This window comes from Pseudoalteromonas sp. 19-MNA-CIBAN-0066 (assembly GCF_040308705.1).
Classification (GTDB): domain Bacteria; phylum Pseudomonadota; class Gammaproteobacteria; order Enterobacterales; family Alteromonadaceae; genus Pseudoalteromonas; species Pseudoalteromonas nigrifaciens.
In genome coordinates, this window is record NZ_JBEONZ010000188.1 from 1 (window position 1) to 277 (window position 277).

Annotated in this window: 1 protein-coding gene; it reads left to right on the forward strand. The window is 35.0% G+C overall.

Going from position 1 to position 277, the window contains the following annotated elements; all coding sequences use genetic code 11:
- A partial coding sequence (locus AAEZ18_RS18750; protein ID WP_352255909.1) for a histidine phosphatase family protein occupies positions 1 to 277 on the forward strand: 277 nt, incomplete at both ends.

Consider the following 277-nt stretch of genomic DNA (forward strand, 5'->3'; position numbering starts at 1 on the left):
TTAAAATAATATTAGCAATCACTTTTTTAGTCATGTTATTTAATTGTAGTTTAGTGTTTGCAGCACCTGATGAGATATATTTGTTTCGTCATAGCGAAAAGTTAACGGGTAAAAATCCAGCGCTCTCAGAGGTGGGAAAGGCACGTGCAAATAATTTAGTTACTTTTTTCAAAGAGTATCAAAATATACATATTTTCAGCAGCAACTATAAACGCACGTTACAAACAGCGGCCCCTTTGCAGGCATATTTGAATACCGACGTAAATGTGTATAACGC